This window comes from Faecalibacillus sp. (assembly GCF_047023275.1).
Taxonomy (GTDB): domain Bacteria; phylum Bacillota_I; class Bacilli_A; order Erysipelotrichales; family Coprobacillaceae; genus Faecalibacillus.
Genome location: NZ_JBKYAR010000016.1, coordinates 19,395 through 31,932 on the forward strand (window position 1 = coordinate 19,395; position 12,538 = coordinate 31,932).

The window sequence follows — 12,538 nt, forward strand, 5'->3', positions numbered from 1 at the left end:
TTTGTGCTCTTTGTTATTTATTTGCCATTTCTACAATACCTTTAATACCACTTTTAACCATATTTTTAACAGCTGTATTTGTATAGAAAGCCATATGTTGAGTCATGATAACATTAGGAAATTGATGAAGGTAAGCCATATTTTTATTAGCTAAAATATCACTTCGATGATCAATATGAGTAATACCTTCTTCACCTTCAATAACATCTAATCCTAAAGCACCTACTTTTTTATTTTCAATGGCTTCAATAATATCTTCTGTATCAATAAGTTCTCCACGAGAACAATTAATTAAAATGACATCATCTTTCATTTTTTGAATTGTTTCTTTATTAATTAAATGATACGTATCCTTTAATAAAGGAAGATGAATACTGATTGCATCACTTTCTTTTAATAAAGTATCCTTATCTACATAAGTAGCATATTTTTTAACATCTTCTTTTTCATGAACATCATAAGCCAAAATACGACAACCAAAACCAGAAAGAAGTTGAATAAACGTACGTCCAATATTTCCAGTTCCCATCACACCAACTGTTAAATCATGAAGTTCTTTTCCTTGTAAACCACCTAATGAATAATCATTAACTTGTCCTCTCCATAAAGCTTGTTTATAGTTTCTCATACACATTAATAAAAGCATCAATGCAAATTCAGCAACTCCATTAGGTGGATACTTCGCATTACATACTTGAATACCAATTTCTTTAGCGTGATTTAAATCGATATGATTTAAACCAATTGTACGTGAAGAAACATATCGAATACCAAGACTATACCATTTATCTAGTAACTTTGCATTAATATCTCCTTGTCCTAAAATAGTTACCCCAATACATCCATCAACATTATCAGCGTTTTCTAATGTTGGGACTTGATGATTTAAAATGAGTTGAACATCATATTTCTTTTCATATTCTTTAAAATAATCCATTTCATCGCTTCTTACTTCATAAGCATATATTTTCATAATTAATCCTCCATTTTTAATCTTACAATATATAATCCATCTTGGAATGTATCAACATAAATATAACCACGATCATCAACTAAACAATCTTCAGTAATCGCAACTTTAGATCCTGGTAATAAAGTACCCTCTTCATTGTTAAAAAGATCAACTTCAGGATCAGGTGGCATAAAGTATGCAATTTCTTTAGGAATAAATGGATCAGTTGTATCAAAAACTCTAAGTCCTGCTCCAAAATAACAATTATAAATCAATCCCTTATAAGGTTCATAACAATCTTTACCAAAAGCATCAAATAAATTATGAGGGCCAAAAGGAACACGGACACCATCGACAACATTAAAGTTTTTTCCATGAGTATATCCATCAGGCACTTCTGGATATGGGAAAATGGAAATAAGAGATGGATTAGCAGGATCAGTTGTTTCTACAATTCCAATGGTATTCATTGGTTGAGTAACAAGTTTTTTAAATAATCCTTCTTTATTATCATTAGAAAAATAACGTGGTCTTTCTCCTTCAGTAGAAACAACACCATAAGGTAGATCACCTAAAGGCATATAAGTATGAACTGACATCCCAGCAGCTCCTCCACCAAAAGGAGGATTCATTGGTAAACATCCAATTAATTGAGGATTTGTAGGATCACTGACATCAATTTGACAAGCTCCAAAATTAGCCACTGCAGCATAACAAATATTATCTTTAACAGTTACTGCATGAACTGTGGCCATTTCTAAAAATTCTTTAGAACCAAAAGCAACATGTCCACCACCAGGTTTATTAGCGCGATATTGATTATCAGCCCACCATGATCCAACTTCCACTGGATGTGTAGGATCTTGAATATCGATAATTCTTAAAATAAAAGTTAAAAATCCAGGTTTATTACCTACACAATAAACATATCTTCCTCCATTATAGAAGAAACGGTGAACACCAGCCATACCTTTACATTCAAATTTACCTAATAATTTTGGATTCATTGGATCTGCTTCAATATCCCAAATCATCATTCCACCCCAAAAAGGAAGTGTATTTCCTTTAGGTGTCCCATGTAAAACATCCATGGTTCCACCATGAGCTGTAATTAAATAACCATCTCCAGATTGAATTTTAGGTAAACTTTGACCATCTCTAATACCTTCTTTGACCCAAGGACCTTCTACCCATTTAGAAGGAGTAGGATGATAAGGATCTGTAACATCTATAATATTAAAACCATTATGTCTAAAACAAGCAACATATAAATAATAACGACCTTCTTTACTTTTATGAAGAGTCATTTGAAAACCAGGTTTTCCATTTAAACCTTCATAAGCAATAAATTCCATATTCTTCATTAACATTTCTTTTCTTTGTGACATTTTCTTTCCTCCTCGTATAATATATTTTGTAAAGATAACTACTCATCTTTACAAGTTTTTTTCAATATTGGATTTTCCTAAGTTATAATAGAGTTACTAGTCACTCTATTATTGGAAATTATTCTTTTCCTCCTTGAAGTATCTTTTTGATAACTTCTATATAAAGTCTGTTTCTCAACTTTAGAATGTCTTTGCTTACCGAATGTTGTTTGTTCAATACTTTTTAGATACGTAGCCTTTGATCTGTATTGTCCTATTCTTATGGCGAGGTCGCATCATGTCTAAAGAACTGAGGTTTTTCCAATATTTTGTTTCTAGTTTAATCTTTTATGAAAGGTGGTGATTCCATGAATACTCTCTTTGTAGGTATTGATGTATCAACCAAAAACAATCAAGTCTGTGCTGTTAATTTTAATCAGGATGTTTTCTTTAATCTTTCTTTTCCTAATAACCCTGATGGCTGTGACCTTCTCATTACAACTGTTTTGGCTTTTGTTGATAAGGAAAAGTTTGATTCTATCATCATCGTTACTGAATCTACTTCTATATATGACTATCATATTTGTGCTTATCTTTCATCTCAGCTTTCGATTGTCGGCACTTCTGTCGTCATATATTCTGTTAATGCCAAATCCATTGCCAATTATAAGAAGTCTTATATTGAAATGGAAAAAACTGATCCTGGTGATGCTTTTTTGATTGCCGATTTCGCTCGTGTTGGTCGCTGCAAAAAGCTTCGCCCCTTTAAAGCTGCTCAACATATCGCTCTTAAACGTCTCACTCGTGAACGTTACCATTTAGCTGAACAGCTTTCCAGAGAAAAAAATTATATCCTCAACAACATCTATTTAAAGGTTTCTGGTCTTATGACCTTACCTCATAAGGATTTGCCTTTCAGTGATAATTTTTCTGCTTCCAACACGAAATTTTTAACTGATTATGCTTCTCCTTTTGATCTGGCTGAAAGACCCTTAGATGAAATCATTGAATATTTCAAATCTGCTTCTAAAAACAGATGTGATGATTATGGTAAAATTGCTTCTCTTTTTGATAAGGCAATTCGTTCTTCCTATAGACTTGATAAAACTGCATACGATCCCATTACCATCTCAATTACTGCCTCTATCAACCTGATTCAATGCATTGAATCACAAATCAAGATGGTTGACAAGGCAATTGAGAAAGAAATGAGAGGTCTTTATCCTAATGGATATCAATCTTTGATGTCCATAACAGGTATAGGGCCTGTCTTTGCAGCTGGTATACTTTCTGAAATTGGTGACATTTCCTATTTCAAAAGTGATGCTTCATTGGCTAAATATGCCGGTTTTCATTGGAAGAAAAATGATTCTGGTAATTTCACATCCGATGAAAAGCATTCGGCGAATTCATGTAATAAATATTTAAAATATTACATAACGCAAGCTACACAGATGTCAGTGATGCATGGCTTTGATTATACGACTCCTTTTTATCGTAAGAAGTATAATGAAGCCTCAACACACAAGCATCGTAGAGCACTCGTCCTTACATCAAGAAAACTAGTTCGTCTCATTTATGTCTTGCTACGTGACAATAAATTATACGTTTCTGTGTCTCATGACACAGTCATTGAGTAATTTGTCAATTTCATAAATTTTTTCATACTTCTTTTTAGTGTACTCTTTTTTAGTTGAACGTTTTTGATTTATCTAAAAAATATTTTATTTATTAGCTTGACATTTTACCGAATGACTTTATCTACTTCTATTTTAAAACAAGATTCAAAAAAGTAAATTAATGGCATTAAACAAATTCTAATGCTAGAATAAAAAAGAGGTGATTTCAATGAATAGTCAAGAACTCAAATGTTTTGTTGTTGCTGCAGATCGTTTAAATTTTACAAGAGCTGCCAAAGAACTCTATGTTACACCACCTACAGTTACTCATCATATTCAACATTTAGAAGATGAATTAGGGGTTAAACTTTTTATAAGAGATAGTAAATCCGTTCAACTGACTACAGCAGGAGAAATTTTTTATCATGATGCTCATGATATATTATTACGTATGGAGGAAATTCCTAATCGTTTAAAAGCAGTTAAAATGGATGGACAAAGAATTTTAAAGATAGGGTGTACAATGAAACAAGATACAAAAGTGTTAACGAAAGCTCTACGTTTATTTCATCAAGAAAATTCTATGGTTTCTCCTCGAATATATTTAGATGACTATTTTCAACTTGTTAATCGACTTGTTGAAAATCAACTAGACCTTATTATGGGCACAAAAGCAATGATTCAAGATAGAACAGAATGTCAGTTTCAAAAACTTTTTACATGTTCAATGAAAGCTTTGATTCCAAAAGAAATAGCGATTGTTGATCAAAAAAGCCTTTCAATTAATGATCTACAAAATTATTCTTTTATTACTTTAAGACAAAAAAGTATTCCTAAATTAAAAGAAGATGAGCTTGAGCGCTTTTTATCAGCCAAAACAAGAGAAAAAAATGTTATTAGACAAGATGATGTAGAAGCAGTACTTGCTTTAACATTAAGTGGCTATGGGATTGGTATTTTACCAGAATATGCTTTTTGTAAAGAAGATTTAGATGAAACAGTACAAGTGGTTGATATTCAAGAAAGTTTAGAAATAGATTATGGAATTATTTATCTTAAAAAAGATAAAAATTTATTGGTTAGAGAATTTATAAAGTGTCTTAATTCTTTTTTATAAATACGAAAAAAGAAGGAATTACACATTGTTTGATAAAATAGATATTGTGTATTTTAGCTATTTCGATTATTATATTATTACTAAGCACTTGGAGGTACCATATGAAAATTGCATTACTTACAAAGCCAGGATTTTCAGGAAGTATGCTGGTAAGAAAAATACAAGAAGTGGCTAAAAGTCAATTATTGAATATAGAAGTTTTTTTAAATGAACATTTACAAGAAGCAGATGTTGTTTTATTAACACCACAAAGAAATGAAGATTTAAAAGAAATTAAAAAAATTGTAAAAGTTCCAGTAGGTGTTATTTCTTTAAGAGATTATGGTTTATTAGATGGAAGTAGTATTATTAAACAAGCAAAACAGTTGATTCAAAAATAGAATGAACTGTTTTTTTATGACATTTGTCATATTTACATATATGACAAAAATCATTAAAATTAAAGTAATAGTGGAGGGGAAATCATGTTTTTTTCTAAGAACAGAGCTTTAAAAATAACATGTGTTATCAGTTTATTAATGATTACTTTTGTTTATCATCGTTATATAAATGCCGAAAATAATACGCATCAAATAAAATTTGGTGCAACTTATATGACAATGAATAATACCTTTTATAAGGCTGTTAATAATGAAATAGAAAATGTTATTAATGATCATGGGGATGTTTTATATACAAGAGATCCTGCGTTAGATGCTAAAAAACAAGAGGAACAAATCAATGATTTAATTGATTTAGGAATAGATGTTTTAATTGTTAATCCTGTGGAATCTACAACTATTAATAAAACTTTAAAGAAAGTAAAAAAAGCAGGAATTAAAATTATTGTTGTAGATGCACCTATTAGTGATGATCAAATTGCTGATTGTACTGTTGTTTCTGATAATTATGATGCGGGTGTAAAGTGTGCTTTGGATATGATGCAACGTTTTGAAAAAGCACGTATTGTTTTATTAGAGCATCAAAATGTATTATCTGCTGTTGATCGTATTAATGGTTTTAAAGATACAGTTTCTACAAATGAAAATTATCAAATTGTAGGAAGTGTAGATTGTTTAGGACAAACAGAAATTGCTTTACCAGCATTAAATAAAATTATTCATCAAGGAATAGATTTTGATATTGTTTTTTGTTTAAATGATCCTGCTGCTTTAGGAGCTTTAGCAGCAGTTAAAGAAAATACGATAAATCATGATGTTTATATATATGGAGTAGATGGTTCACCAAATATCAAAAAATTAATGGGTGAAACAAAAGAAATTATGGCGACTGCTTCACAATCGCCTACTTCTTTAGGAAAAGAAAGTATTCAAGTTGCTTATAAAATCATACATAAAGAAAAATATACACATTCTATTATTGTTCCTACACAATTAATTACAAAAGAAAATATTAAAGATTATGATACAATGGGGTGGCAATAATGGAACATTTAAAAAAAGAACATGTTATTAAATTAAAAGATGCACTCTTACTTTTAAATGCAATCATTGTCATTTATAGTGCTTCACTATTTTTACTTTCAACAAGATATATATCTATTCATTATTATGCTAGAGATTTTTTAAATAAAGTATCTTATATTACACGTTCACCACAAAATATTTTCTTTGAATCTATTTTACTTTTTATGATGCTTGTTTTCTTAATGAAATTAAGAGAAAAAGATAATATTAAAATAACGAATGGACTTGTTTATATAGAAATATTTATTTCTTTTTTAATTATTATTCGTTTAAATGGTTCTTATAATGGTATTCTTTTATTTGTTTTTGCTGATTTACTTTATAATATGAGAAATATTAAACATATTGTTTTATTATTACTTGTTGCTTTTGGATTATTGATTATTTCAGATTTTAATATTCTATCAAATATCATTCATATGCCAAGTATAGAATCTTATTTATCTTTTTATCCAAATTCAAGTCGTACATTAATGTTACTTACTAAAAATATTTTAGTTTCATTAAATGTTGTTTTATTTATTCTTTATCTTGTAGCACAATTATTTGTTAATCAGGAAGAAAATAAAAAAATAACAGAAGAATTAAAAATGGCTTCTAAAGTTAATGATGAATTAAAAAACTATTCAGCTTTATCAGAAAAAATGGCAGAAGATAAAGAAAGAAAAAGAATTTCTAGAGAAATTCATGATACTTTAGGTCATGCTTTAACAGGTATTTCTGCAGGAATTGATGCTTGTATTGCTTTGATTGATATTGATCAACAAAAAGCCAAAGAACAATTAATAGTGATTAGTAATGTTGTTAGAGAAAGTATTAAAGATGTGAGACGTTCTTTATATAAACTTAGACCAGGTGCTTTAGATCAAAGAACATTAAAAGATGGTTTAATAAAAATGATTGAAGAGTTTCAAAGTGTTTCTCATTTAAAGATAGATCTCTATTATGAATGGGATGAAGTTGATTTTGAAAATACAAAAGAAGATATTATTTTTAGAATTATTCAAGAAACAATTACCAATGCTTTAAGACATGGACATGCAACCGCTATAGAAATTCATCTTTTTGATGATGAAGATAAATATATGATTATTATGCAAGATAATGGTACAGGTTGTAAGGAAATTCATTATGGTTATGGTTTAAAACAAATGAATGAAAGAGTTGCTATTTTAAATGGAAGTATTCATTTTTATAATGAAGATGGATTTAGAACAGTTGTTGAAATACCAAAAATAGGAGGAAATAATAATGATTAAAGTCATGATTGCTGATGATCAAGAATTAATAAGACAATCTTTACAGATTGTTTTATCTACTCATGAGGATTTGAAAGTTGTTGATGCTGTTGAAAATGGTTTTGCGGTTTTAGAAAGTATTAAAAAAGAAAAACCAGATGTTATTTTAATGGATATTCGTATGCCAGAGATGGATGGTGTTTATTGTACAAAAACAGTGATGGAAAAGTATCCTGATATTAAAGTGATTATTTTAACAACTTTTGATGATGATGAATTTGTTTTTAGTGCTTTAAAATATGGTGCGAGTGGTTATTTATTAAAAGGTGTGAGCATGGATGAACTTTATCGTGCTATTTGTACTGTTTATAATGGTGGGGCCATGATCAATCCTGATATCGCCACTAAAGTATTTAAATTATTTTCTAAAATGTCGATGAGTAATTATGCAATTCAAGTTGATGACTCTTTATCAAAAGATTTAACACAAGCAGAACTTAAGGTCATTCAACAAGTAGGTTTTGGCTTATCAAATAAAGAAATTGCTCAAAAGCTTTTCTTATCTGAAGGGACTGTTCGTAATTATGTCAGTACTGTTTTATCAAAATTAGCGCTTCGTGATCGTACACAACTTGCGATATGGGCGGTACAAACAGGAGTAACAATGCAAGAATTTGGTGATGAAAGTGTCTAAAACAAAAAAACTGATTATTACTCTTGTAAGTATCTCTTTAGTGCTTATTTATTGTTTGATCAATGATCCAAGTCGTGAGATAACACTTACTTTAGGACTTTATGCTGGAAGTAGCTGGGATGTGCCTAATGGTGAAAGTTATCAAGTGATTGATCAAGCAATTCAAAAGTTTGAAAAGAAATATCCCAATGTTAAAATTGAATATAAAAGTGGAATTATGAAAGATGATTATTCTTCATGGTTAGCGAATGAAATTACTAAAGGGACTACACCAGATCTTTTCATGGTTTTATCAAGTGATTTTAATACATTATCGTCAATTGGAATATTAAAAGATTTAAATCGTCTTATAAAAGAAGATCAAATAGATACTTCAATGTTTTATCAAAGTGCCTTGCTTGCAGGAAATAATAGTAGTCAATATGCTCTTCCATATGAAATCAATCCAACGATCATGTGTATTAACCATGATTTACTAACAAAAGAAAATATTGAAATACCTTCAAGTGATTGGACAATCGATGATTTCTATAAAATTTGTACACAAGTTACAAAAGATACAAATCATGATAAAAGCATTGATCAATATGGCTGTTATGGTTTTGATTGGAAAGATGCAATTGATTGTTATGGATTAAATATTTTTGAAGAAGATAGTTGTCATTTAGATAAAAAAGAAGTAAAAGAAGCATTATCTTATCTTACAAAAATAAATGAATTATCCAAGGGATATCAAATATCTTCAGAAGATTTTGATCAAGGAAAAGTAGCTTTTTGTCCATTGACATTTGCTCAATATCGTACATATCAACCTTATCCTTATCGTATTAGTAAGTATACTTCATTTAGATGGAGCTGTATTCCAATGCCAGGGACAAAAACAAATACTGTGACAACGCACTTAGATACATCTTTAATAGGAATGTCATCGCAAACAAAACATAGTCAAATGGCATGGGAATTTTTGAAAATGTTGACAATGGATGAAGATATCCAACAATCATTGCTTAATAATTCTAAAGGAGCTTCTCCTTTAAAAAAAGTGATGCTTTCTAAAAAAACAAAAGAAATACTTGATACAGATACAATGTCAAATGCTTCTTTAAATCAAGATGTTTTAAATAATTTATTAGAAAATACAATTGTAGAACCTAAATTTAAAGAATATGAATCAATTTTAGAAAAAGCAGATTATTTAATTAATCAAGCACTTGATCAAGGAACAATTGATAATGATTTAAATAAAATACAAAAGAAATTAGAAAATGAAATGAAATAGATAGTTCATAACGCTATCTATTTTTATTTTATGACAAATGTCATATAAGGAATGATATTTGTCATTTTTTTTATGATTTTTGTCATCTTAAAGTCATGATTTTAGACACATTGCAAGTGCTTTCATATTTGGTATTCTATATGTGCAAGGAGGGAAGGACATGAAATATTTAGTATTAGTCAGTCATGGTGAATTTGCTGCAGGTTTAAAAACTTCATTAATGATGTTAGCAGGGCAAAGAGATGATGTGATTGCTGCAGGGTTACCTGATGGCAAAACAGCAGATGAATTTGCTGAAATCTTTAAAGAAAGTATTAAAGATATTCATGAAGATGACGAAATTGTTTTATTAGCAGATATTGTAGGAGGGTCACCACTTACAACAGCATTAAATGTTTTAGCTGAAAAAGGATTAATGGAAAAGACAACAACAATTGGTGGAATGAATTTACCATTAGCACTTACTTCAGTATTGATGAAAGATAATTTAGAAGGTGAAGTTTTTGTAGAAACAGTTTTATCTGAAGCTAAAACTGCTTTACAAGAATTTAAAGTCGTAGAAGACGACGAAGATGATATTTAAGGAGGAAGAAAGATGTCAGTATCATTTATTAGAATTGATGACCGTATGATTCATGGTCAAACATGTACACGTTGGGCAAGGGAATATCCTTGTGATGGATTAGTTGCTGTCAATGATAAAGCAGCTAACAATTCGGTTTTAAAAGCAGCTTATAAATCAGCCAGTGGAAAGAAAACATTTGTTTGGACAATGGAAGCTTGGCAAAAGAAATGTCAAAAGGTTTTAGATAGTCAAGATCAATATTTCTTAATTACTAAAAATCCTATTGATATGAAAAAAATTCTTGTTGATCAAGGATTTGATTGTGGTATTAAAACAGTTATTGTTGGACCTTGTAATGATCGTGAAGGGGCAACAAAATTAGGAAACAATCAATCTATTACACAAGAAGAAGCAGAAGCTTTTGAAGCTTTAGCTAAAGCAGGTTATACAATCAAATTTGCTTTATTACCAGATGTTTCAATTGGAACATGGGATGATTTTAAAGATAAATTTGGTTTTTAACAAATAAATAAAAAGGGGAAGAAAAATTATGACAATCAGTTGGTTACAAGCGGCATTACTTGGATTATTTGCTTGTTTATCAAGTATGCCAGGTTTAGGTGGTACTTCCTTTGGTAACTACACATTAGGTCGTCCTTTAATTGGGGGACTTGTATGTGGAATCATCTTAGGAGATATCAAAACAGGTATTTTAGTAGGGGCAGCAATGCAAGTTGTCTACATCGCATTAGTTACTCCAGGTGGAACAGTTTCAGCAGATGTTCGTGCTGTAAGTTACATTGGGATTCCACTAGCAATGGTAGCGTTAAGTAGTTATGGTTTATCAGCTGCTACAAAAGAAGGAGCTGCACTTGCTACTTCATTTGGTACAATGGTTGGTACTTTAGGTACAGTATTATTCTATGGAACAGCAACAATCAACTTAGCATGGCAACATGTTGGATGGAAAGCTGTTGAAAAAGGTGATTATCATAAATTATATCTTGTAGATATGGTATTACCTTGGATCTCACATATTTTATGTTCATTTATTCCAGCATTAATTATGTGTAAATTAGGGGCAGATGTTGTTGAACTTATTAAAACAACATTACCTATGGATGGTTTAGCTATGAAAACATTATTTACAGTTGGATCATTATTACCATGTGTCGGAATTGCTATTTTATTAAAACAAATCGTTACAAAAGCTGTTGATTTCATTCCATTTTTCTTTGGATTTACTCTTGCAGCATCAATGGGAATCAATTTAGTAGCTGCAACAGTTATTGCTGGTATGTTTGCTTTAATTAACTACAAATTAAAAATGTTACAAAATCAAAGAGTAGCTGCACCTGCAGGAGACTTTGATGACGAAGATGAGGAGGATATTTAAGATGGAAAAGAAACTATCTAAAAAAACATTAACAAAATCCTTCCACAATTGGTATTATGGAAACTTAACATGCTTCTCTCAAGAACATATGCAAACTTTTGGTTACTTATGCTCTATGTTACCAGTAGTAGAAGAACTTTATGACAAAAAAGAAGATCAAGCTAGATCAATGAAAACTTACACTGCTTTCTTTAATACAGAACCACAACTTGGGACTGTTATTGTAGGGATGACAGCAGGGTTAGAAGAAGCACGTGCAAATGGTGCAGAAGATGTTGATGATGAAACAATCAACGGGTTAAGAGCAGGTTTAATGGGACCAATCGCTGGTATTGGTGATTCCTTAGTTGTTGGAACAGTTATTCCTATTTTACTTGGTATTGCTTTAGGTATGTCTACAGGTGGTTCTCCACTTGGAGCAATCATGTATATTATTGTATGGAACTTATTTGCTTACTTTGGAATGAAATTCTTATATTTCAAAGGTTATGAATTAGGTGGTAAAGCTGTAGATTTCTTAGTAGGTCCTCAAGGGGAAGCTTTAAGAGAATCTGTTACAATGTTAGGTGGTATTGTTATTGGTGCCGTATCTGCTACATGGATTTCAGTAACAACTTCATTTACGATGACAGCAGCAGGAGCTAAAAAACCATTCTTAGATTTACAAAAAACATTAGATGGTGTTTATCCAGGTTTATTAACAGCAGTCTTTGTTGTTGGATGTTGGTATTTATTATCTAAAAAGAAAATGTCACCAATCAAAGTAATGTTATTATTAGTTGTAGTTGCCTTTATTGGTGTATTTGTTGGATTCTTTAATCCAGGATTATCTTACTAAAAGGAGA

Annotated in this window: 13 protein-coding genes; 11 read left to right on the plus strand and 2 right to left on the minus strand. The window is 30.3% G+C overall.

Annotated features, from left to right (window positions below):
* Positions 1 to 13 precede the first annotated feature (13 nt).
* Positions 14 to 973, minus strand: coding sequence for a D-isomer specific 2-hydroxyacid dehydrogenase family protein (locus ACLVEP_RS06985; RefSeq protein ID WP_412583813.1), 960 nt, complete (start codon positions 971 to 973; stop codon positions 14 to 16).
* A gap of 2 nt (positions 974 to 975) precedes the next feature.
* Positions 976 to 2,340, minus strand: coding sequence for an LVIVD repeat-containing protein (locus tag ACLVEP_RS06990; RefSeq protein WP_412583814.1), 1,365 nt, complete (start codon positions 2,338 to 2,340; stop codon positions 976 to 978).
* 329 nt (positions 2,341 to 2,669) lie between these two features.
* Between ACLVEP_RS06990 and ACLVEP_RS06995 the strand changes: the two genes are divergently transcribed.
* The 11 genes from ACLVEP_RS06995 (at position 2,670) to ACLVEP_RS07045 (ending at position 12,531) form a co-directional block, all read left to right on the plus strand.
* Complete coding sequence (locus ACLVEP_RS06995; RefSeq protein ID WP_412583815.1) at positions 2,670 to 3,959, plus strand: IS110 family transposase; 1,290 nt, start codon at positions 2,670 to 2,672, stop codon at positions 3,957 to 3,959.
* 208 nt (positions 3,960 to 4,167) lie between these two features.
* Positions 4,168 to 5,055, plus strand: coding sequence for a LysR family transcriptional regulator (locus ACLVEP_RS07000; protein ID WP_412583817.1), 888 nt, complete (start codon positions 4,168 to 4,170; stop codon positions 5,053 to 5,055).
* A 101-nt stretch (positions 5,056 to 5,156) separates the two neighbouring features.
* Entirely contained in the window at positions 5,157 to 5,435 is a 279-nt protein-coding gene (locus tag ACLVEP_RS07005; RefSeq protein ID WP_412583819.1) for a PTS sugar transporter subunit IIB, read from the plus strand.
* 84 nt (positions 5,436 to 5,519) lie between these two features.
* On the plus strand, positions 5,520 to 6,479 hold the full coding sequence (locus ACLVEP_RS07010) for a sugar ABC transporter substrate-binding protein (RefSeq protein WP_412583821.1): 960 nt from the start codon (positions 5,520 to 5,522) through the stop codon (positions 6,477 to 6,479).
* A complete protein-coding gene (locus ACLVEP_RS07015) occupies positions 6,479 to 7,780 on the plus strand; it encodes a sensor histidine kinase (RefSeq protein ID WP_412583822.1) in 1,302 nt (433 codons plus the stop codon). The genes ACLVEP_RS07010 and ACLVEP_RS07015 overlap by 1 nt, the downstream gene beginning before the upstream one ends.
* Positions 7,773 to 8,453, plus strand: coding sequence for a response regulator transcription factor (locus ACLVEP_RS07020; protein ID WP_318000647.1), 681 nt, complete (start codon positions 7,773 to 7,775; stop codon positions 8,451 to 8,453). Before ACLVEP_RS07015 ends, ACLVEP_RS07020 begins: the two co-directional genes overlap by 8 nt.
* A complete protein-coding gene (locus ACLVEP_RS07025; protein ID WP_412583824.1) occupies positions 8,446 to 9,732 on the plus strand; it encodes an extracellular solute-binding protein in 1,287 nt (428 codons plus the stop codon). The genes ACLVEP_RS07020 and ACLVEP_RS07025 overlap by 8 nt, the downstream gene beginning before the upstream one ends.
* Positions 9,733 to 9,892: 160 nt before the next feature.
* On the plus strand, positions 9,893 to 10,315 hold the full coding sequence (locus tag ACLVEP_RS07030) for a PTS fructose transporter subunit IIA (RefSeq protein ID WP_318000645.1): 423 nt from the start codon (positions 9,893 to 9,895) through the stop codon (positions 10,313 to 10,315).
* 12 nt (positions 10,316 to 10,327) lie between these two features.
* The gene (locus ACLVEP_RS07035; RefSeq protein ID WP_412583826.1) at positions 10,328 to 10,819 is read left to right on the plus strand and encodes a PTS system mannose/fructose/N-acetylgalactosamine-transporter subunit IIB; all 492 of its coding nucleotides are present in this window, start codon (positions 10,328 to 10,330) and stop codon (positions 10,817 to 10,819) included.
* A gap of 28 nt (positions 10,820 to 10,847) precedes the next feature.
* A complete protein-coding gene (locus ACLVEP_RS07040) occupies positions 10,848 to 11,693 on the plus strand; it encodes a PTS mannose/fructose/sorbose/N-acetylgalactosamine transporter subunit IIC (protein WP_412583828.1) in 846 nt (281 codons plus the stop codon).
* A gap of 1 nt (position 11,694) precedes the next feature.
* Complete coding sequence (locus tag ACLVEP_RS07045) at positions 11,695 to 12,531, plus strand: PTS system mannose/fructose/sorbose family transporter subunit IID (protein ID WP_118661806.1); 837 nt, start codon at positions 11,695 to 11,697, stop codon at positions 12,529 to 12,531.
* The last annotated feature ends 7 nt before the right edge of the window (positions 12,532 to 12,538 follow it).